General features: G+C 62.6%; 22 protein-coding genes, 1 tRNA gene and 2 pseudogenes. 14 read left to right on the top strand and 11 right to left on the bottom strand.

The window, feature by feature from the left end; translation table 11 throughout:
• Nucleotides 1–39: 39 nt before the first annotated feature.
• A complete protein-coding gene (locus tag LOY34_RS11030) occupies nucleotides 40–2889 on the bottom strand; it encodes an HD domain-containing phosphohydrolase (protein WP_195883778.1) in 2850 nt (949 codons plus the stop codon).
• 261 nt (nucleotides 2890–3150) lie between these two features.
• Between LOY34_RS11030 and LOY34_RS11035 the strand changes: the two genes are divergently transcribed.
• Nucleotides 3151–3786, top strand: a complete 636-nt coding sequence (locus LOY34_RS11035) for a TetR/AcrR family transcriptional regulator (RefSeq protein ID WP_195883779.1) — start codon at nucleotides 3151–3153, stop codon at nucleotides 3784–3786.
• On the opposite strand, the pseudogene LOY34_RS11040 reads toward LOY34_RS11035, so the two are convergent.
• Nucleotides 3783–5289 (bottom strand): annotated as a pseudogene (locus tag LOY34_RS11040) (MFS transporter). The gene LOY34_RS11035 and the pseudogene LOY34_RS11040 overlap by 4 nt on opposite strands.
• Nucleotides 5290–5610: 321 nt before the next feature.
• Between LOY34_RS11040 and LOY34_RS11045 the strand changes: the two are divergent.
• The 5 genes from LOY34_RS11045 (at nucleotide 5611) to LOY34_RS11065 (ending at nucleotide 9492) form a co-directional block, all read left to right on the top strand.
• Nucleotides 5611–6462 (top strand): phage tail protein, encoded by an 852-nt coding sequence (locus LOY34_RS11045; RefSeq protein WP_230090844.1) that lies wholly within the window; start codon nucleotides 5611–5613, stop codon nucleotides 6460–6462.
• 175 nt (nucleotides 6463–6637) lie between these two features.
• Nucleotides 6638–6832 (top strand): hypothetical protein, encoded by a 195-nt coding sequence (locus tag LOY34_RS11050; protein WP_195883782.1) that lies wholly within the window; start codon nucleotides 6638–6640, stop codon nucleotides 6830–6832.
• Between the two features lie 28 nt (nucleotides 6833–6860).
• Entirely contained in the window at nucleotides 6861–7304 is a 444-nt protein-coding gene (locus LOY34_RS11055; RefSeq protein ID WP_045196683.1) for a GNAT family N-acetyltransferase, read from the top strand.
• Nucleotides 7305–7366: 62 nt separating this feature from the next.
• Nucleotides 7367–7723 (top strand): I78 family peptidase inhibitor, encoded by a 357-nt coding sequence (locus LOY34_RS11060; RefSeq protein ID WP_045196686.1) that lies wholly within the window; start codon nucleotides 7367–7369, stop codon nucleotides 7721–7723.
• A gap of 182 nt (nucleotides 7724–7905) precedes the next feature.
• Nucleotides 7906–9492 (top strand): sensor domain-containing diguanylate cyclase, encoded by a 1587-nt coding sequence (locus LOY34_RS11065; protein WP_195883783.1) that lies wholly within the window; start codon nucleotides 7906–7908, stop codon nucleotides 9490–9492.
• Nucleotides 9493–9529: 37 nt separating this feature from the next.
• Here LOY34_RS11065 and LOY34_RS11070 read toward each other — a convergent pair whose 3' ends face one another.
• The gene (locus LOY34_RS11070; protein ID WP_045196688.1) at nucleotides 9530–10000 is read right to left on the bottom strand and encodes a hemerythrin domain-containing protein; all 471 of its coding nucleotides are present in this window, start codon (nucleotides 9998–10000) and stop codon (nucleotides 9530–9532) included.
• A 155-nt stretch (nucleotides 10001–10155) separates the two neighbouring features.
• On the opposite strand from LOY34_RS11070, the gene LOY34_RS11075 reads away from it, so the two are divergent.
• On the top strand, nucleotides 10156–10443 hold the full coding sequence (locus LOY34_RS11075; RefSeq protein ID WP_093383989.1) for a hypothetical protein: 288 nt from the start codon (nucleotides 10156–10158) through the stop codon (nucleotides 10441–10443).
• 127 nt (nucleotides 10444–10570) lie between these two features.
• Nucleotides 10571–10903, top strand: coding sequence for a hypothetical protein (locus LOY34_RS11080; RefSeq protein WP_045196693.1), 333 nt, complete (start codon nucleotides 10571–10573; stop codon nucleotides 10901–10903).
• On the opposite strand, the gene LOY34_RS11085 is transcribed toward LOY34_RS11080, so the two are convergent.
• The gene (locus LOY34_RS11085; RefSeq protein WP_195883784.1) at nucleotides 10867–11532 is read right to left on the bottom strand and encodes an SOS response-associated peptidase family protein; all 666 of its coding nucleotides are present in this window, start codon (nucleotides 11530–11532) and stop codon (nucleotides 10867–10869) included. The genes LOY34_RS11080 and LOY34_RS11085 overlap by 37 nt on opposite strands.
• Nucleotides 11533–11605: 73 nt before the next feature.
• Nucleotides 11606–11848: a hypothetical protein gene (locus LOY34_RS11090; RefSeq protein ID WP_093383979.1), complete on the bottom strand. Its 243-nt coding sequence runs from the start codon at nucleotides 11846–11848 to the stop codon at nucleotides 11606–11608.
• A 122-nt stretch (nucleotides 11849–11970) separates the two neighbouring features.
• On the opposite strand from LOY34_RS11090, the gene LOY34_RS11095 reads away from it, so the two are divergent.
• Complete coding sequence (locus LOY34_RS11095) at nucleotides 11971–12174, top strand: hypothetical protein (RefSeq protein WP_195883785.1); 204 nt, start codon at nucleotides 11971–11973, stop codon at nucleotides 12172–12174.
• A 39-nt stretch (nucleotides 12175–12213) separates the two neighbouring features.
• On the opposite strand, the gene LOY34_RS11100 is transcribed toward LOY34_RS11095, so the two are convergent.
• From LOY34_RS11100 to LOY34_RS11110, 3 genes are all read right to left on the bottom strand, one after another.
• Entirely contained in the window at nucleotides 12214–12627 is a 414-nt protein-coding gene (locus LOY34_RS11100; protein WP_045196701.1) for a DoxX family protein, read from the bottom strand.
• Between the two features lie 144 nt (nucleotides 12628–12771).
• Nucleotides 12772–12856: transfer RNA gene (locus LOY34_RS11105), tRNA-Leu, on the bottom strand.
• 103 nt (nucleotides 12857–12959) lie between these two features.
• Nucleotides 12960–13748, bottom strand: a complete 789-nt coding sequence (locus tag LOY34_RS11110; RefSeq protein WP_258664797.1) for a sulfite exporter TauE/SafE family protein — start codon at nucleotides 13746–13748, stop codon at nucleotides 12960–12962.
• Between the two features lie 108 nt (nucleotides 13749–13856).
• On the opposite strand from LOY34_RS11110, the pseudogene LOY34_RS11115 reads away from it, so the two are divergent.
• Nucleotides 13857–14617, top strand: a pseudogene (locus LOY34_RS11115) (AraC family transcriptional regulator).
• Here LOY34_RS11115 and LOY34_RS11120 read toward each other — a convergent pair.
• Nucleotides 14611–14805, bottom strand: a complete 195-nt coding sequence (locus tag LOY34_RS11120; RefSeq protein ID WP_045196707.1) for a hypothetical protein — start codon at nucleotides 14803–14805, stop codon at nucleotides 14611–14613. The pseudogene LOY34_RS11115 and the gene LOY34_RS11120 sit on opposite strands and share 7 nt — an antisense overlap.
• Nucleotides 14806–14943: 138 nt before the next feature.
• Between LOY34_RS11120 and LOY34_RS11125 the strand changes: the two genes are divergently transcribed.
• The 4 genes from LOY34_RS11125 (at nucleotide 14944) to LOY34_RS11140 (ending at nucleotide 18304) form a co-directional block, all read left to right on the top strand.
• Complete coding sequence (locus LOY34_RS11125; RefSeq protein WP_195883788.1) at nucleotides 14944–15225, top strand: hypothetical protein; 282 nt, start codon at nucleotides 14944–14946, stop codon at nucleotides 15223–15225.
• 80 nt (nucleotides 15226–15305) lie between these two features.
• Complete coding sequence (locus LOY34_RS11130; RefSeq protein ID WP_045196712.1) at nucleotides 15306–16466, top strand: nitrogen regulation protein NR(II); 1161 nt, start codon at nucleotides 15306–15308, stop codon at nucleotides 16464–16466.
• Between the two features lies 1 nt (nucleotide 16467).
• On the top strand, nucleotides 16468–17913 hold the full coding sequence (locus tag LOY34_RS11135; RefSeq protein WP_195885988.1) for an ATPase domain-containing protein: 1446 nt from the start codon (nucleotides 16468–16470) through the stop codon (nucleotides 17911–17913).
• 19 nt (nucleotides 17914–17932) lie between these two features.
• Nucleotides 17933–18304 (top strand): response regulator, encoded by a 372-nt coding sequence (locus tag LOY34_RS11140; protein WP_045196714.1) that lies wholly within the window; start codon nucleotides 17933–17935, stop codon nucleotides 18302–18304.
• A gap of 78 nt (nucleotides 18305–18382) precedes the next feature.
• Here LOY34_RS11140 and csrA read toward each other — a convergent pair whose 3' ends face one another.
• Nucleotides 18383–18580 (bottom strand): carbon storage regulator CsrA, encoded by a 198-nt coding sequence (gene csrA / locus LOY34_RS11145; RefSeq protein WP_010223936.1) that lies wholly within the window; start codon nucleotides 18578–18580, stop codon nucleotides 18383–18385.
• 281 nt (nucleotides 18581–18861) lie between these two features.
• Entirely contained in the window at nucleotides 18862–19875 is a 1014-nt protein-coding gene (locus LOY34_RS11150; RefSeq protein WP_195883789.1) for a DNA topoisomerase IB, read from the bottom strand.
• Between the last annotated feature and the right edge of the window lie 16 nt (nucleotides 19876–19891).

Consider the following 19891-nt stretch of genomic DNA (forward strand, 5'->3'; position numbering starts at 1 on the left):
CGCATGGCGGCCTGCGCTGGCGTGCAGCGTTGTTCGCCGCTATATCTGCCGCAGCCAGTGCTCGACATCCACCTTGTCGATCTGCTCGGGCTGCAAGAACCGCTCGGCATACTGGCGATAGACCCCGCTGCTGAGGAACAGCCGCAACAGGTCGCCATCGATGTGCTTGTCGCGGGCCATGAATACCAGGATTTTCACGGACTCGGACAGGGTCTTGGGCGTCTTGTACGGTCGGTCTGCGGCGGTGAGCGCTTCGAAGATGTCGGCGATCGCCATCACCCGCTCGGCAATGCCCAACTGATCCTTGCCCAGCCGACGCGGATAACCACTGCCGTCCATTTTCTCGTGGTGGTTGCCGGCGATGACCGGCACGCGCTTGAGGTGGCGCGGGAACGGCAGGGCGTTGAGCATGACGATGGTCTGCACGATGTGCTCGTTGATCTTGAAGCGCTCCTCTTCGTTCAGCGTGCCACGCCGGATCGACAGGTTGTACAACTCGCCCAGGTTGCTGGCGTTGGCCGGCAGGCGCATGTCGAAGCCCCAATGGTTGCGCGGGTCGTCCTTGAGCACCGGCGGCTTGCGCGCGCCCCAGGGCACCCGGTGCTCGGGACGGTCGGCCAGTAGCGGCTCGTCCACCGGCAGTTGCGCCGGCGGCACATCCTTGAAGCGTTCATCTTCCTCGCGGGAAATGCCCAGGCGGTTGTCGAAATGCCGCCACCAGCGGCGCTGGCCAATTTGCTGCAGTCGCTCGATGTCGGCTTCTTCCATGAACTCGCCACCGGCATTGGCCCTGGCGACGAAGGCGAAGTCTTCCTGTAATTGCGCCTGGCAGTGCGCCAGGGTTGCTTGCAGCCGCTGCTGCGGCTCACCGTTGGCCAGCCCTTGCCAGTAGGCAAGCTCGGCATCGCGCCAGAGCACCTCGAAGCGCATGCGTACCTCGTGGATTCGGTTGTACAGGGCCTCCAGCTTGGTCGCCTTGTCGACCACATGCTCGGGGCTGGTGATCTTGCCGCAATCGTGAAGCCAGGCGGCGACGCGAAACTCATAGCGCTCGGCCTCGGTCATGCTGAACTCGGCGTAGGGGCCGCTGTCAGCCAGCGCAACCTGGTCGAGCAGCATTTGCGCCAGTTGCGGTACCCGTTCGCAATGGCCGCCGGTGTAAGGACTCTTGGCGTCGATGGCATCGGCCAGCAGCTTGATCATGGCATCCAGCAACTGTTGCTGGGCCTCGACCAACTGGCGGGTTTCGATGGCCACGGCGGCCGCGCCGGACAATTCCTCGACAAAACGCCGGAACGGTTGGCCGACCTCATCGCCCGCCGGCTCATCTTGCAGTTGCAACAGCAAAATGCCGAGCAGCGCCTGGCTGCGGTCCCGGAGCACCACCGCATGGCTGCGTCGGCCCAGCTTCAGGGCGCGTGTCACAGTGCTTGGCAGATCCTCATGCTGGTTTTCGTCGACCGCAAGTTGCGCAGGGTAACCGCTGCCTCGGCAAGCGGCAGCCAGGCGCAGCAGGCCACGCTCGGCGTCGAACAGGTACACCGCGCCAGCGCTTGCCCTGGCGGCGTCCACCAGATGGCTGAGCACGCCGTCGAGCATGCGCTCCAGCTGGGTTTCGCGGCTGAGGGTGAGGGTGATGGCCTGGAAGTTGAGGATGGTTGCGGACATCTGGCTCAGCACCTGACTCAATTCCCGCACCTCGGACACCCGCGATTGCACCCCCACCTCGCGGCTGAAATCAAAACCGGCCAGGCCCCGTACTTGCTCGGCCAGCAGCCGCAGCGAGTGGCCAATGCGCTGGCCAAGCACGCCCCCCAGGAACAGCAACACGACCATCAGCACCGCCGTCCACAGCACCTGCTCCCAGAGCACCTTGCGCGCGTCGGCAAGCAGTTCGTTGCCAGGTACCGCGAGCAGCACCTGCAGGTCTTGCCCGGCCAGGGTCGTCAGCGGTATGCGCATGCCGTACCAGGTCTTGCCTTGTGCCTGGAACGGTTGCGGCCCAGGGCCCAGGGTCGGGCTGGCATAAAGGTGCTCGAGGCTGGGCACCCCCAGCTCGGCAACGTGTGACAGGCGCACCGCGTCACCTTCTTGCACAATCACCCGCTGCAGGTCCGGGTACGCCACCACGTTGCCCTGCTGGTCGATAACCACCGTCTCGGTGCCGGCGGTCATGCGCAGGTCGCGGCTCTCGCTGGCCAGGTCATCGACCGAGACGTCCATGCCGATCACCGCGGCGCCATCGATGCTGCGCTGGGCCAGGGTGATGCCGACCTCGCGAGTGGTGAAGAACACATAGGGGCGGGTCAACACGGTGCTGGATTGCCCGAAGGCCTCGACGAACCAGGGGCGCGGGCGGGGGTCGTAGTGATAGTCCGGCTTGGCTTGTGTTTGCAGCAGGGTCAGTTGCCGGTCGTAGAAGCGCCATTCGCCTTGCAGCGCGCCGTCGTCGCCCTTGCTGATGCTCTGCACCAGGAAGCGGCTGCCGGCCGGTGCGCCGAAGTGCTGCATGAGCTGCGGGTCGCGTAGCCGGCGAACGAGGAGAAATTCGCCGCTGGAATAGCCGATGTAGGCGGCGCTGAGCATCTTGTTGGCGTTCAGGCTCTCGATCAGTTGCGGGACCTGCTCCAGGCGCTCGGCCAGAGTGCCTGCGCCAGGGTTGAACGCCAGCAGCCGGATGCTGCTTTGCGCCGGATCGAGCAGGCGCCGCGCCCGTTCGTCGATGGTCTTGCCAAGCTGCAGGGCGGAATCGCCTGCGGCTGCCACCAGCGCCTTTTGGATTGCCCGATTACCCTGCCAGGCGAGCCCTGTGCCCAGCAGCAGCAGGCCCAGCATGATGGCCAGCGCCACCATCCATTGCAGGGAGAAGCTGCGCCTGTGTTGATTCATGGCGGTTGACCTTGTGCGGTTGGCACTCATCGGCGGGTAGCAGGAACATCAAGCGCAATCGCGAAAAGCTTAGCTGCTAATCAGCAGGGGCTGGGGCCGGCGCCGGACAATTCGCTTCAGCAGCCTGGTGGCTTACCTATAAAATGGATCAACGATGAGCTCACTTGCGCTACCTGCGAACCGACATCAGAGGCCGCTATTGGTCAGTGCTATCGGCATTCGCATAAACTGCAGCGTTTTTTTCATCTGCCGGAACCCCTGATGACTCAGCGACGCCCACGGAGCACACCGCGTAGTAAAGCGGCCAATACGCCACGAACCAAGCCGGCCGAGGTACGTCTGGAGGAATTGATGGCGGCGGCGCAATGTTTGTTTCTGGCCAAAGGCGTGGAAGCTACGACCATCAGTGACATCGTCGAGCAGGCACAGGTGGCCAAGGGCACCTTCTATCATTATTTCCCATCCAAGCAGGACATGCTGGTAGCCCTCGGCGAGCGCTACACCCAGGCCTTTCTCGAGCAACTCGAACAGGCGGTGGAGCAGTGCGCCGCTGATGACTGGACCGGCCGCCTGCGCGCCTGGGTGCATGCCAATATCGCTACTTACCTGAAAACCTTCGCGATACACGATATCGTCTACACCAACCATCACCACCATGACCGCAGTAACAAGGCCAGGAACGACATTCTCGACCAGTTGCAGGGCATTCTCGAAGGCGGGCGCGCCGCCGGTGCCTGGGCCTTGCCGCAGCCGCGCATCAGCGCCTTGATGATCTACGCCGCGGTGCATGGGGTCAGCGACGACGCCATCGTCGAGCGTCTCGACGACTGCACGGCGTTCGCCAAATCGGTTGCCGATGCCTGCCTGGCCATGCTCGGCGCTGCCGGCAACGCCTAACCCTGTGCACTCTCGTTGGTCGCCGACGCGCTGGGCACCGGCAATTGCCGCTGCAGCAACACGGCGCATCCCAGGCTGCACAGCCCGGCAGCCAGCATTGCCAGGTTGAAGCCTGCGGCCATCGCCGTGGCGTAGGCCTGGGCGAACAACGGCGTGGCGCTGCTCAATGGGTGCTCGGCAACCGCTTGTTGCGCCAGGGCCGCCGCATCGTCGACGCCTGCAACCGTCAGCAAACGCGTCAGTTCGGCACTGGCGCGCAAGCTCATCAGGCTGCCAAGCAGGGCGATGCCCAGGCTCATGCCCGTCTGGCGCAGGGCGTTCATGGTTGCCGAAGCAATACCGGCGCGGCTGGCGGGAACCGCGTTCATCACTACCAGGCCGGTGGCGGGTACGGCCAGGCCCATGCCCAGGCCGAGGGTCACAAAGCACAGTAACAATGGCCAATAGGGCGTGTTGGCACTGAGTAGCGCCATGGCGGTCATCGCCATGCCGATCAGCCCGTAACCCCAAGGCCAGCAAGTGTTCCAGGGCGAAATGCCGTTGCAACCGACCGAACATCAACGATAACGCACCGCTGGCGATGAACGTCGGCATCATCCGCAAACCGCTTTCGGTGGCGCTCAGGGCTTGCGCCTGTTGCAGGAACAGTGAGAAGAAAAACAGGCTGCTGTAGCTGGAAAAGCCCAGCACCCAGGACGCCAGGTTGCTGACGGCAAAGCGTCGGTCACGAAACAGGTCCAGGGGAACCAACGGCCGCGCTACGCGCTTTTCCACGGCGATCAAGGCCAGCAGCGCGATCAGCGCCAGGCCTATGGCAATGCTCGGTGCCGGTGCGGCAAAACCCGATTCGCCGGCGCGGATCAGGCCGTAGCTCAACGCGCCCAGGCAGCACACGCTGAGCAACTGGCCCCAGGGGTCAAGTGCGGCCTGTTGCGGGTGGGCTCGCTCGCTGATGCCCCAGGCGCCGAGTAACAGGGCCAGGCCGCCCAGCGGCAGGTTGATCAGGAAGATGCTTTGCCAGCCGAAGTGCTGCAGCAGTACACCGCCAAGCAAAGGGCCGAGCACCAGGGCCAGGGCACTGAAGGCCGACCAGCCACCGATGGCGTGGGCGCGGGCCCTGGGCTCGGGGAAGGCCTGGGTGATCAGCGGCATGGCTCCGGGAATCAGCAAGGCGCCAGCGATACCTTGGACTGCCCGCCCGAACAGCAACATCGGCAGCGCCTCGGCCAGGGCACACAGCGCGGAGCCTGCAGTAAACAGTGCAACACCTGTCAGCCAGGCGCGTTTGTGGCCGTAACGGTCTGCCACTGGGCCTGCCGACAGCATGAACGCAGAGAGCGCGACGGCGTAGATGCTGACCACCCATTGCAAGCCGCCAAGATCGGTGGCCAGGGCGTTTTGCAGCGAGGGCAGGGCGAGGTTGACGATGCTGATGTCCAGCGAGGCGAGAAAAGTGCCCAGGTAAGCGGCGGCGAGCACGGCGGGGCGCTTGTAGCGATGCATGCTTGAGGTCTCCAGAACCGTCGGGAAATAAACGGGGAAAGCAAACCATAGTTAATCGACTGACCGTCGGTCAATGGGCTGTTGGAAATGTTACGCCAGCGTAGAGGCGCCAGCCAGGCGTAACGCGAGTGTCATTTTCTCCCTGGGACAACAGTGAGAACCGCGTAAGCGTGCCCAGGCTCGGCACGCATGATGAAAAATTTTCTTGTCAATAATGCTGTATGGATATACAGTATTTTCACGCAGCCGAACGTGCCCCGGGTAGGGCGAACCACGGCCGATGCGTATTCATTTTCCATGTCAGCTAACAAGGAATGTCAGATGACAATTATCTACACCGCTGCAAATTCTCTTCCTTTTGCCGCGTTGCCCACTACCAACGGTGTGGTCCAGTATTTTCGCGCCAACATGACCAACCCGGCGGATGCCACCTATGCCCCTGACGGGCTGGCGGCAGCACCGATCTACGGCCTGGGCGGGCACCTGTTGCAGGGTGACGAGATCGTTGCTGGCGGCAACGTCACGCTGGTTTCGCATATTGGTCCTTTGCTCAACGGCGGCGCGTTGTGCTGGGTATTGCTCAGCTGTGACGGCGGCGCGCAACAGGTCGCCAACGCAACCCGTAGCCATCACGCGGTAACCCTGGGGCAGATCTCCATCGCTTCGGGGGCTGCGCCGGGTGATGTTAAATATTCTGCGGCCAATGCCGTTCCTGCCGGTTGGCTCAAGGCCGATGGCGCAGCGGTATCGCGTTGCACCTATGCGGCGCTCTTTGCCGCAATCGGCACGACCTACGGGGAGGGCGATGGCACCTCTACCTTCACGCTGCCTGACCTGCGCGGCGAGTTCATCCGCGGCTTTGACGGCGGCAGGGGGGTGGACACCGGTCGCGTGTTCGGCTCGCGCCAGAAGGGCACCCTGCAGACCTACGACACCACCGAGTACAACAAGGCCAATGGCGTCTGGAGTGCCTGCACCTCACTGAAAACCGGTGCGGCTTCGCAAGTGGCAATGGGCGTCGACCCCTACGAGGTCAACGACTACGCGACCGTCACCATCGGCGGCGCCGATGCGATCAACAACTTCCCGTTGCCTGGGGTGGGGCTGGACCGAGGCTATTCGGGTGTCACGCGCCCACGCAACATCGCAATGCTCGCACTTATCAAATACTGAATAGATTGCTCGGGTTGTGTTCCGGTGTTTTTTTGCGACGACCCACAATCGCGGCGCAAATTGACGACAAACGGTATTACGAAGCATTCTCAAACCTACTGTTCTCCTGTAATCTCGCCGCCGCTCAGGTGGCGACCCGGTCGCACACCTGTTTATAGTGCACTTGGGGGCGGGGATGGAGACGAACAAAGGGATGGCGGCGATTGTGGAATGGCGAGCCCGCTTCCTGGGGGAAGGCAGGTTGCAGGAAGCTGAATACGACCGGGCGTTGATGGCCGCGCAGCAGCTCGAACAGTCCGGCCGGGTCAGCCCGGGGGAGTGGGTGGCGATGGTGCGCCAGGCCAACGCGGCATTGCTGGGCCAACGCTGAGCAGCGCAAACATCAGGCAGGAGGCCCCATGGACACAATGCAGGATACGCCGTTGATTCGCCCGGCTACGTTTGAAGATGTGTGCGCAATGCTCGCGTTCGATGCCTACGCCAGCAGCCACCCGGAGCGTCAGTACTTCCTTGAAGAGTCCGTCGACAAGCAGCAGTGTTGGGTGGCGTTGCGCGCGGGCGCGGTGATCGGCTACGTGGTACTTACCTATCACTTCTTCGACCACGGCTTTGTCAGCCTGGTGGTCGTGGCGCCAGGTCATCAACGCCAGGGTGTCGCCTCCCGACTCCTGGCCGCCGCCGAAGCCGCCTGTACTACGGCAAAGCTGTTTGTCTCGACCAATCAATCCAACCTGGCTTCGCGCCGGCTCATTCTCAAGGCCGGCTTCGTGCCCAGCGGTGTCATCGAGAACCTCGACGAGCACGATCCGGAACTGGTGTATTTCAAGCGCATTCGCGCTTGAATGGCGGTCAGGGAACTCGCGCTCGCCTGATCGGTCTGAGCTGACTTTCAAGGCGCTCTTTTATGGACAACAGTGCAGCACGCAGCGTGCTTGACGCACTCCCCACCCTTATCCTCGGGCTCGCCCTGGTGCTGGTCGGCTGGCTGGTGTTTCGCGTCGTTGCAGTCGAGCTCGCCGATACCCTCAACGACGATTCCAGTGCCTATACCAGCGACCTTCAGGAGTGCTCGTCAGAGCCGCTGCAGATCCTCTTTGGCCAGGAAGTGGGCAAGGAGGTACTGCTGGTCGCCAAGGTGCTTTCGGGGGTGAGTTCGGTGCGCGTGTTGTCGACGCCTGGGCGCGACCTGAGCTACGTTCCCGACCGCCTGAACCTTGAAGTCAACGAGCAGCAGCGGATCTACGGGGCATTCTGCGGCTAGTGCCGCAGTGCCGGGTCACCACGGTCATGCAAGCGGCCGATTTCCTCGAATGTTCATTCGCTTTTTTGCACAGCGGCGCTAGGTGCGCGGGCCTGGGTGGTCTATGTTAAACGGCAAGCATTAACAGTCGGTCTGGAGGTGGTTTATCACTGGGGTGGGAGTTTCATGGAGCAGGGACCTGTATGCACCCATCCGATGACCTGAACGGGCAAGAAGCCGCCGAGTCGTTCTCGCCACGTGAAGGGCGTTCAGCGCCGCTGTTCCGTTTGATCCTGAGCTTCATGCTGGTGGTCGTGCTGCTGTTCGTCGCCATCGAGGGCTGGCGGATCTGGCGCGACTACCGGCACGCTTTCGCCAGCGCCCATGATTCGGTCACCAACCTTGCCAGCGCCACCGCCCAGCATGCCGAAGACGCGATCCGCCAGGTCGATGTGGTTACCGCGATGCTCGGTGAGCGGCTTGAAGGTGACGGTTTTACCCGAATGAACATCCCGCGGCTGCACCGGCTGCTCAAGCAGCAAGCCTTGTTGATGCCACAGTTGCACGGGTTGTTCGTGTATGGCGCGGACGGGCGCTGGATCGTCACCGACAAGAGCGATACACCGACCAATGCCAATAACGCCGATCGCGATTACTTCGACTATCACCGCACCCATACCGACCGCGGCGTCTACATCGGCGCGGTGGTCAAAAGCCGCTCGACCGGTGATCTGATCATTCCTATTTCCAGACGCCTGAACAACCCCGACGGCTCGTTCTTCGGCGTGCTGCTGGGGACTGTCAGGGTTGATTATTTCGTCGAGTTCTATGGCGCGTTCAAGATCGATGACCGTGGCGCCTTGGTACTGGCCAAGCGCGACGGCACCATCCTGGTTCGCCGGCCGTTTGTCGAGCGGGTAATCGGCGGCAGCCTGGCCGATAGCGAGATCTTCCAGGACTACCTGCCGCAGGCCCCCGAAGGCGTCGTCGAAACCACGGCCGTAGTCGATGGCACTCAACGCCTGTATGCCTACAAGGCCCTGGACGCCTACCCGCTGGTGGTGGAGGCCGGGCTGTCGAGGGCATCGATCATTGACCCTTGGCGAGAGGACCTGATCAAGACCGCCGTCGTGCTGCTGTTGCTGCTGGTCGGGTTGGGCGGCTTTGGCGCGTTGGTGCTGCGCCAATTGCGCGAGCGCATGGTGATGGAGGCCGCGCTGCGCCGTGCGCATCAAACAGTCCGCGACCTGGCCTTGAGCGACAGCCTCACGGGGCTGGGTAATCGACGCCGCCTTGATACGGCCCTGGCAGAAGAAATTCGCCGCGCCAAGCGCCAACGCTACCCGTTGGCGTTGGTAATGATGGACCTGGATTACTTCAAGCGCTTCAACGACAACTATGGCCATCCTGCCGGTGACGATTGCCTGCGTGCGGTGGGCGCGGCAATACAAAGCAGCCTCAAGCGACCGGGTGATCTGGCCGTGCGCTACGGCGGCGAGGAGTTCACCCTGCTGCTGCCCAACACCGATGCTGCCGGGGCCAGCAGGATTGTCGAAGACATTCTCCAGGCCATCCGCTCGCTGGCGATCGAGCATGTGCAAAGCCCGGCGGGGCGGGTCACGGCAAGTGCCGGGATTGCCCTGGGTTACCCGGTCAAGGAACCGGTAGCTGCCGACACCCTGATGGGCGCCGCCGACTCGGCGCTATACCAGGCCAAGGATAAAGGCCGCAATGGCTGGTGCCTGATCGATGGTTTGAGTGAGCGGCCAGCACCGTTAGCCCACGACTGATCACTGCAGCCTGGTGACTAACCCACCAACATAAACCTCACGCCGCCTGCTTGGCCATGTCCTTGCGGTATTGGGCTTTCATCATTTCCATCTGCTCGCCCATGGCCTCGAGCACGTCCTTGCCAAGCAGCTTCTTGGCTTGCGGGAACATCTCGGTTTCTTCTTCCTCGATGTGGTGCTCGAGCAACTCTTTGAGCACTTTCACCCGCCCGGAAAACTCGGGTGTACCCGGGTCGGTGACTTTCAGGTCGGGCAGCACCAACGAGTCGACGGTGCGGTGTTCTTCCTTGGCCTCGTGGTACATGATCACCTGTTCCTTGGCCCCGGCTTTCTTGTAGGCAGGGTAGAGGATCTCCTCTTCAAGCCGGGTATGCACGGCCACTTCCATCTCCAGTTTGGCCAGCAGTTCCGAACGTTTTTTAATCCCGCGCTCGGTGGACTCGCTCAGTTGCGTTAAAAGGGCCTTGACGGTCTTGTGGTCAGCTTTAAGCAGGTCGATGGCATTCATGGTGGATCCTCGGCAAAGCGGATGGTTGAAAAGGGGCCTTGCGTTAGTAGTGACTCGGCCTGGCGCCAGGGATTCAACCGGATTGCCCAACTGCTCATTAACTGCGGTTTCGCCAACGGGTATGATGCTCGGCTTATCTCAACCACGGACTGATCATGGACGACCCTTTCTTGCCACAGCGCTTTTTTGCCGGGGCGGCGATTGTTGTCGCGCTAATTGGCGGCGCTATTTTCGTGTTCTTGCTGGCCAACCCCGGCGGCCAGTTCCCCGGCCTTAGTAGTGCGCTGGCAGTGTTTACCCTGGGCGTCACCAACGGCCTGTGCCTGGCGCTGGTCGGCACTTACTGGTATCTCGCCGGCAAGCCTGCAGGGGCCGGTACGCTGTTGATTTTGCAGGCGGTAGGGCTGCTTGCTTTTGGCGCCTGGTATGTCTCGCTGACGTGAAGCGTGCGCCGGATGCTTTATAGCCACTGGCGCTATTGCACCCTGTTTAACAGCCAATTGAGTTCTTCTGTTTCATACTTTTTTTATATATCTTTCGTGTGCTGCCGACTCACCAAGGAAAATAATAATGAGGTACAGAGGCGCGCACTACTGGGCTTGGGCAGACTGCCAACTGCACAGCCAGGAGCATGAAGAATCGCTGGAGTCCGGAATTACCCTTGATGTCAAGGCGCGGCTTTCGCGCAGTGGTTGTACGCAGTTGTTTCTCGGGGTTTATACCAGTGCCGGCTTACCGGTCGTCGAGGAGTATCACGACCGACTCGACGAAGTTACGCTGACCCGGGCCATGGTCTGGGGGGTAAAACGCTGTCGGGCGATTGCCGCCGAAGTCATCGAGCTTCACGAACTGCCTTCCATGAATGCTTACGCCGGGTTGCGATCGATCAACTCGGCGCCCTGATTGCGCACATTGCCGACCGCCGCGCTGACCGGGTACCACTCGAACCGCGCCGCCGGCTCGCCCAGGTTCAAGGCCATCTGCTCGGCGTGCTCGCCTGCGGTGGCCGGGTCCAGCCATTGCCGGGCGACAGCCGGCGCCAGCACGATCGGCCGGCGGTCATGCACGTCGAGCAGGCCACCTTCACTGTCTGCGGTGAGGATCACGAACCCCGTATGCTCGCCACTGAACTGGCCGATGGCCGCGCACAGGGCAGGGCGGCCATCGCTGCGGCGAATCAAGTAAGGCTGTTTTTTCGCTGCGCCTTGGTCAACCCATTCGAACCAGTTGTCGATCGGCACGATGGCCCGCTGTGGCCAGATGGCGCGAAAGAACGCGCCGTGGGCGACTTTCTCCACGCGCGCATTGATCGGCGCTGCGCGGTCCCTGGCCCAGTGCGGGCGCCAGCCCCAGGGCAACAAGTCGGCCTGGAGGGTACCGGCCTGCAGGTGCAACAGCGCCACGCGGGTGCTCGGCGCCACATTGTAGTGCCCCAGTGCCTGATCGCCGACGTTGTTGACCAGGGCGCCTGGCATGCTCAGGGCGTCGACGAAGTCGTGAATGCCACGGTATTGAGAAAGCCTGCCGCACATGGCGCGTTGCTCCGTGAGGGGCCTATCGCTGGAGGATAGACGCAATTGCCAGGCACGCTTGCGGCGCCGACGCTCAGCTCAACCACCAGGCCGCCAGCGACAGCAGCAGGGCCAGCAAGGTGCCCAGCCAGGCACTGGCCTCAAATTTCGAACGTTGCACGCTGGCGCGCACCTCGCGCAGGTACTGCGCCTTGGTCGGCGCCCGTTCGCGGTAGCGCAGGTTTTCAGCCAGGTCATGCAGCCGGGCCTCGATGACCGAGCCGACCACGAAGAATGTTGCGCCATAGCTGGCGATGACTATCAGCAGGTACTTCACTGTCGCTCCTTGGCAATACGCTTCCCTTTTCAGCACGGGTTGTCAGCACGGGCTGATATTGACGCCGTGGCGAGCTCGGCTTATACAGGCGCCCCACGTTCCCGATGCTACAGGACCCCGAGATGAACGACGACGATCTGGACATTCACGAGCCCGAACATGATCACCTGCTTGACCATGAGTTTGCCGAGGACGAGTACGAGCCGCAGGACGAGGTCAATCCGCTGTTCGATCCGCAGGATGACGATGACGAGGATGCCCGCGAGTGTGCAGGCGATGACGAAGGATTCTGGGACGAGGGCGTCGACACCCTTGACGACCTCTAGGCACCAGCGCAGCCGCCGGCACCTGGAAGCAGGGCGTGTTTAGCGGCCGTCCAGCGAGAAGCGTCCGGCACCGGTGACCGAGAGCAACAGCAAGCCACCGACAATGCTCATGTTCTTGAAGAACTGCACGGTGTTGGCTGCTTTGGCCGGCTCGACCATGGTCCAGAACGGATGGCCGATCAGTGCCGTGCCGATCACGAACAGGGCAAACAGGAACGCCAGCGGGCGGGTGTAGAAACCGAGGATGAGGATGATGGCGACGAAGAACTCCATGATCACCGCCACCGCGGCTGCCACTGTAGGCGCTGGCGCGCCGAGCGATGCCAGGTAGCCGACCGTGCCCTCGAAGCCGGTGAGCTTGCTCCAGCCGGACATGACGAAGAGGATCATCAGCAGAATCCGCGCCAGCAGGATGATAACGTCGCGCTGGTTGTCGAAGAGGGTGTAGCGCATGGCGGCCTTCCTTTGTTGTTGGGCAATTTTACCTTAGCAGTTGCCGGAAGGTTTTGCGGCCCGGCGTGCACAAAAAAGGCATAAGGGCAGCCCTGGGTAAATTTCAGGCAGCAAAAAGGCGCCCTAAGGCGCCTTTTCAGAAGATGGTGCGAGTGGCGGGACTCGAACCCGCAAGGCTCACGCCGGCAGATTTTAAGTCTGCTGTGTATACCAATTCCACCACACTCGCACTGGCTCGAGGGAAATGCATTTGATCCCTCAATCAAGCGAGCTTTATAACCCATCGTTATATTCGAGTCAACCGCGTGCAAGGCTCTGGACGGCGCCCCAGGCTAACTCCAGAGCATGCTCAACAGCACCAGGGCGAGTAGCCCGAGATAGACCTGCGCATGCTTGCGATCATCGATTCTGCCGATCCAGCGCGCCGCCAGCCGGGTGCCGAGCCAGGCGCCGAAGGCCAGCAGGGCAAACGCCGACAGATCGACATAACCGACAAACCGCGCTCCGAAATCGCTACTGGCGGTGATCAGGTAGGTCGCCGTCGCCGCCAGCGCTACCGGCAAGGTCAGCGGGCTGGCCATGGCGGTGGCCTGGGTCATGCCCAGCCCGCGGCGGCGCAGCAACGGCACGCTCATGACGCTGCCGCCCACCCCCAGCACGCTGGCAATGCCGCCGATCAGCACACCGCAAGTGGCGGTTCTCACGGGCCCGAGCGGGCGCGCTGAAGCCTGGCCGTGGACAAAGCCTTCGCGCAGCAGGCAGTCGAGCAGGGTAAATGCCAGGTAGAGGATGAACGCCCAGCGCAGCCATTCACTGGCCAGGGCGCCCACCAGGGCGGCGCCGATCACCGCGCCGAGGGCGATGTACGCTGCCAATGGCCACAGGAATTCACGGTTGAGGTTGCCAGCACGCCAATGCTTGAGGGTGGCCAGTGCGGCGCTGACAATCATCACACAGGTGGAGGTAGCCACGGCAATCTGCATGGCCGAGCCGGTGGTGGCCGTGTTCATGCGCAGCAGGTGATACAACAGCGGCACGACGACGAAGCCGCCGCCAAAGCCGAACAGCACCGTGGTGATGCCGCTCAGGCAACCGAACAGGGCCAGGAGTACAAGAAGCATGGAAGGTCGTCCTTTTGCGGGTCAGGAGCGACAGGTTAGCCAGCAGTGATTTGGCCGGCTTGAGCAAAACGGTCAATAATGATCGCCAATCGGCCACGGACTTGCCCCATGTACAATGTCTCGATCAATCTGCTCGATGCTACGCCCCGCGCCGTGGTTGCCATTGGCACAGATTATCCCGACGGCTTCCTGCTGGCGCGCCATCGCCATCGTCGCGCGCAACTGCTCTATGGTGCCACCGGCGTGATGCAGGTGCGCACGCCGGCCGGCGACTGGGTCGTGCCGCCGCAACGGGCGGTGTGGATTGCCCCGGGGTGGATCATGAAGTGCTGATGCTCGGCGTCAGTACCCGCAGCCTGTACATCGAAGCCGATGCGCTGATGTTGACGGGCGAGTGCCAGGTGCTGGAGGTTTCAGCGCTGATGCGCCAGTTGTTGCTGGCGGCGGTGGAGATGGACCTGGAGTACGACCAGCAGGGCAGGGACGGGGCGCTGGTCAACCTGCTGCTGCATGAACTGCGGGCCGCGGCCAGCCTGCCGTTCCACATACCGCTGCCGCGTGACCCGGCGCTGCTCATGCGTTGCCAGGCTTTTTTGCGCACGCCTGATGTGCACCAGTCACCCGCGCATTGGGCGGGTGAACTGCATGTCAGCCTGCGCACTTTCGGGCGCTGGTTTCGCGCCGAAACCGGGATGAGCTTCAGCCAGTGGCGCCAGCGTGCCTGTGTGCTGCTGGCCCTGGCGCGGCTGGCCCAGGGCGAAGCGATCACGCGAATTGCCCTGGACCTTGGCTACGACAGCCCGGCGGCGTTTTCCAGCATGTTCCGCCGCACCCTCGGGCAGACGCCGCGCAGCCTGCGCGATCAGTAGTGGATGCTATCGGCGACGCCGCGCAAGTCATCCACCGAAGTCTTCAGGCCGGCAATCCTGCCCAGCACTTCAACGGCATCGGCCTGGTGGACGGAATGCTGCAGGTACAACACATGCCCGCGCAGGTCGCGTGAGACCCGCTCAAGATCGGCGGCGGTCGCTTGCAAATCGTCGTGTATGGCTTTCATTCGTAAGTCTGCGGCCACGCGTCGTTCCCTCGAGGTAGGTGGCAGGTCTTAAGTGCGGGGCGACTATAGAGCAATTGACTCCTTGCTGTCATTGCGCCACTGTGGGTTTCATGTTGGATCCAATAGAGGCAAGGGAACGTGGCCAAGCACGCCGCAGCTGAAACCGTCACCGGCAAACCGCGCGTCAAATGGTACTGGCGCGTGCTGTTCGCCAAGGTCTGGCTGGCTGCCGCGTTTTTGTTCCTGAGCCTGCTGGGGGCGGGGGTATTGCTGCTGATGACCAGCGCCGACAGCAGCCTTGATGTCAGCCAGCGCTGGTTGGCGCTGACTGCCGGTATCGGTGTACTGGCGACCTGTGCCTACCTGGGCCAGCTGGCGTTGCCGCGTCGGCGGTTGGCAGTGGCGCAAGATTCCGACTAAGTTTTAGACCAGCGCAGGGAATCGCTTGCAGCGTATGCTGTCATATCCAGACAAGCCATCTACGGCTTCGTGGGGCAGCCATGGTCTCATCCGACTCCGAACTTCATGTGATGCACGCCAGTCGCTTCGAGCAACTGGTGCAAACCGTGGTTGACTACGCCATCTACATGCTCGACCTCGAAGGCCATGTGGTGTCCTGGAACGCAGGCGCCCAGCGGATCAAGGGCTACCGCGCCGAAGAAGTCATCGGCAAGCATTTCTCGATGTTCTTCACCCCCGAAGATTGTGCCGACGGCAAGCCGGCCCGGCTGCTTGAACGGGCTTTGAGCACCGGTGGCGCCCAGGATGAAGGCTGGCGCCAGCGCAAGGATGGCACGCTGTTCTGGGCGCTGGTGGCGCTGGATGTGATCAAGTCGCCGGACGGCGAGGTGGTCGGGCTGGCGAAGATCACCCGCGACATCACCGACCGCCGTGACGCGGCGCTGCAACTCGATGAGGTCCGAGCCCAGCTGTTCCAGTCGCAAAAGCTCGAAGCCCTCGGCCAGCTGACCGGGGGCATGGCCCACGACTTCAACAACCTTTTGACCATCATCATCGGCTCGGCGCGCCTGGCCCTCAACAGCCGCGACCCGCAGCGCACCCGGCGTTTGCTCGAGCACATCCTCGACGCTGGCGAGCGTGGCAGCCAGATGACCCAGCAGCTGCTCAGTTTCGCCCGTCACAAGGCGCTGAAGTTCGGCCGCATCAAGGTACCGGATCTGGTCGAGTCGACACGCCTGCTGCTTGGCCAGACCTTGCCTGTCTCGGTGGAGTTGCAGGTGCTGCTGGCCGACGAACTGTGGGATGTCGAAGTCGACGCCGGGCAGTTGCAGATGGTCTTGCTCAACCTGATCTTCAATGCCCGCGATGCCATCGACGGCGAGGGGACGATCACCATGCAGGCGCGCAACTGCGAGCTGCAGGGGCGTCCCGACGGCTTGCTCGGGCGCTTTGTCTGCATCAGTGTCAGCGACACCGGCCGGGGTATCGACAGCAAGATACTGCCGCGCATCTTCGAGCCTTTTTTCACCACCAAGAGTTTCGGCAAGGGCACCGGCCTGGGCCTGAGCCAGGTCTATGGTTTTGCCAAGCAGAGCAACGGCACGGTCAGCGTCAGCAGTGAAGCGGGCAAGGGCACCTGCATGAGTGTCTACCTGCCGGTCTACACCGCCAACCCCGACCCTGAACGCGGAGGTGCATAGCATCGTGGAACAACTCAAACGCCTGGCCACCGGTATTCCCGGTCTCGACGATCTGCTCAAGGGTGGGCTGGTGGTCGGTGCTTCCTACATCGTCCAGGGCCGGCCTGGCTCGGGCAAGACCATCCTCGCCAACCAGCTGGCCTTCAATCACGTCAGCCAGGGTGGGCGCGTGCTGGTGGCGACGCTACTGAGCGAATCCCACGAGCGTTTGTTCCAGTACCTGTCGACCTTGAGCTTTTTCGACCCCGGCAAAATCGGCGCGCAGCTGCAGTTCGTCAGTGCCTTCGACACCCTCGAGCAAGAGGGCCTGGATGAAGTGGTAAAACTGCTGCGCGGCGAAATCAGCCGCCACCAGGCCAGCCTGCTGATCGTCGACGGCCTGCTCAATGCCCGATCGCGCGCGGAAACGCCGCTGGACACCAAGAAATTTATCGCCGAGCTGCATGGTCATGCCGCCTTCGCCGGTTGCACCGTACTGTTCTTGACCAGCTCGCGGCTGGAGGACGGCAGCCCCGAACACACCATGGTCGATGGCGTCATCGAGCTGGGTGACGAGCTGCTGGGCAGCCGCTCGGTGCGCCGGATCCAGCTGCGCAAGACCCGCGGCAGCGGCGCGCTGTCGGGTATTCACGAATGCGAAATCACCGAACACGGCCTGCAGGTGTACCCGCGCCTGGAATCACTGTACAGCCACCCCAGTGGGCACGGCATGGGCGAACTGATGCGTATTCCCAGCGGCGTGCCGGTGTTCGACCGCATGCTCGGAGGCGGCCTGCCGGCCGCCTCGGTGACCCTGGTGATGGGCCCCTCTGGCATCGGCAAGACTTCACTGGGCGTGAGCTTTCTCGGTGCGGCAACAGCGGCAGAACCCGGCCTGCATTTCGGCTTTTATGAAACCCCGCAGCGCCTGCGTCTCAAGGCTGGCGCCCTGGGCTACGACTTCGCCGCCATGGAGCGCGCCGAGGCCTTGCACATTGCCTGGCAACCGACCACCGAAGGTGTGCTTGATGATGTCGGTATGCGTTTGTTGCGCCTGGTCGAGCAGCGCAGCATCAAGCGCGTGCTGATCGACAGCCTCGGCGCGTTCACCCGCCTGGCCAGCAACCCGACGCGCCTGAATGAATTCTTCCGCGCCCTGACCGGCGAGCTGCGGGCCCGTGACGTCAGCGTCCTGGCCACTTGGGAGATGCGCGATATCTTCGGCTCGGAAATCAACGCGCCGGCACCGGACCTTTCGAGCATTGTCGACAACCTGCTGTTGATGCGCTTTGTCGAGATGGACTCGGAGCTCAAGCGCTTGCTGTCGATCCTCAAGGTGCGCGACAGCTATTACGACCCGGCCCTGCTGGAGCTGATCATCAGCGACCATGGTATCGACCTGCAAAAAGCCTTTACCCAGGCCACGGGGGTGATGTCCGGCACGCCTTCGCAGGTGCCTGGATCATGAGGCCGGGGGTGGCAACGGCATGAGCACCATTCTGGTCGTCGACGACGAGTACCTGATCGCCAATATCCTCGGCTGGGCCCTGGAAGACGAAGGTTTCGACGTGGAGCTGGCCGGCAATGGGCAGAAGGCCCTGGACGTATTGAAAGGCAAGCGGGTGGAGTTGGTGATCACCGATTACATGATGCCGGTGATGGATGGCGAGGCGTTGGCCGTCAGTATTCGTGCAGAGCCACTCTTGCAAGGCTTGCCGATCATACTGATGAGCGGGGCGCAGGCTCACAAGGGGCGGGACAATCCCGGGCTGTTCGCCGCCGTGTTCGACAAACCCTTCGACATCGAGCAACTGATTGCCAAAGTGAAGGAACTGGTCGATACGCCCGAGGCGCCTTGAGGCCTGTGACTGCAACCGGGCGGGTTGCCAGTGTCAGGATCAAGCGCATCCGTGCGGCTTGAGTCGGTTGGGGGCTGCTTAGTGCTCGTCGCCTCCTTTTTCCGGTGCCGGGCTACCGGCCTGAATGCGTTTGAAAATCTCTTCGCGGTGCACCTGAACATCTTTCGGTGCATCGATGCCGATCCTCACTTGCATCCCTTTGACGCCCAGAATGGTGACTTTGATGTCATCGTTGATGACGATGCTTTCGCCAACCTTGCGGGTGAGTATCAGCATGTATATCTCCTTGGTAACGTAAGTTGCCTTGCGGGCGCGGCCCGCAGAAGCCGGGATCACACAGGGGTGCATCCCTCTTTCCCTTCATTAAAGACGCTTTCGGCGGATATTAATTCCCCCGAACACAGATTCTGTAGTGAGTCTTTAGTCGCAGGTGCCGATTGGCTGGATGAGCACTCCGAAGCAGCGAGTGCTGCCCGTACCCGCAAGCATAGGGGGGTTGAAGGAATATGGGAAATTTCTCTGCATGATACCCAAGGTGGGTTTCGCTGAATGGCTTTTCAAGGGGCCGCCAGGTTTTGCAGAAACAGCGCCAGGGCCACTTCCTCGGCCTCCAGCCCCTTGCGCGTGCGCGCCCGTGGCAGCTTGGCCAGCTCGCCGAGGGTGAAATGCTCGAACAGCGCCGGGTGGATGTAGCAGCGCCGGCACACCGCCGGGGTGTTGCCCAGGCGGCTGGCGACCTGCCTGACGGTCTCGACGATCTGACGTTTGGCCTCCTGCTCCGGTTGCCATTCAAGCTGGCGCAACAGGCTCAGGGCCAGGGCGCTGCCGGCCCAGGTGCGGTAATCCTTGGCGGTGAAGTCGCTGCCGGTCAGCTCCTGCAGGTAGGCGTTGACGTCGGCCGAACCGACGCTGTGGCGCTGGCCCTGGTCATCCTGGTACTGGAACAGGTCCTGGCCGGGCAGGTCCATGCAGCGTTTGATCAGGTTGGCCAGGCGCCGGTTCTTCACCGTCACCTGATGCTCGATACCGCTCTTGCCGCGAAACTGAAAGCGGATGGCGCTACCGTCGACCTTGACGTGACGGGTGCGCAGGGTGGTCAGCCCGTAAGACTTGTTGTCGCGGGCGTACTGGCGGTTGCCGATGCGGATCAAGGTGCTGTCGAGCAGGCTCACCACCAGGGCCATGACCTTTTGCCGATCAAGCCCCGGCCGCGCCAGGTGGCTGTCCAGTTGCCGGCGCAGCTTGGGCAGCAGGCTGGCAAAGTCCAGCATGCGCGCGTACTTGTGGCTGTCGCGGTAACTGCGCCAGTCGGCATGGTAGCGGTACTGCTTGCGCCCGCGGGCATCACGGCCGGTAGCCTGCAGGTGGCCTTGCGGGTCGGCGCAGATCCACACATCGGTGTAGGCCGGGGGGATCACCAGGGCCTTGATCCGCGCGAGGGTGGCCGGGTCTTTGACCCGCCCGCCTTGCCCATCGAAGTAGGCGAACTTGCCGCGCAGGCTTTTGCGCCGCAGGCCTGGCTGGCTGTCATCGACATAATGCAAGGCGGCGGGCAGGGCGGTGTCGGGCATGGCGCAGGTCCGGTTG

The organism is Pseudomonas sp. B21-009, assembly GCF_024749345.1.
Taxonomy (GTDB): Bacteria; Pseudomonadota; Gammaproteobacteria; order Pseudomonadales; family Pseudomonadaceae; genus Aquipseudomonas.